The following is a 340-nucleotide window of genomic DNA, read 5'->3' as shown; positions in this document are numbered from 1 at the left end:
AATGGAAAGGTCTGAAGAAATTATGCGTGGCAGTCTCCTTTCGGTCAATAATAGCAGAACAAAAGAAAGAGCCAGAAATGACGGTCAGATATTATATCAGTTCTGCTGATTTAACCGCAGAGAAGTTCGCCACAGCAATCCGAAACCACTGGCACGTGGAGAATAAGCTGCACTGGCGTCTGGACGTGGTAATGAATGAAGACGACTGCAAAATAAGAAGAGGAAATGCAGCAGAATTATTTTCAGGGATACGGCACATCGCTATTAATATTTTGACGAATGATAAGGTATTCAAGGCAGGGTTAAGACGTAAGATGCGAAAAGCAGCCATGGACAGAAA

Annotated in this window: 1 protein-coding gene; it reads left to right on the top strand. The window is 42.6% G+C overall.

Annotation, left to right across the window (positions count from 1 at the left end):
- A partial coding sequence (locus BEB54_RS28380) for an ISAs1 family transposase (RefSeq protein ID WP_111341366.1) occupies window positions 1-340 on the top strand: 340 nt, incomplete at both ends.

The organism is Escherichia sp. MOD1-EC6021, from assembly GCF_002965245.1.
GTDB lineage: Bacteria > Pseudomonadota > Gammaproteobacteria > Enterobacterales > Enterobacteriaceae > Escherichia > Escherichia coli_F.
The sequence above is the reverse complement of the archived record's forward strand: the minus strand, read 5'-3'. Positions and strand labels throughout refer to the sequence as shown.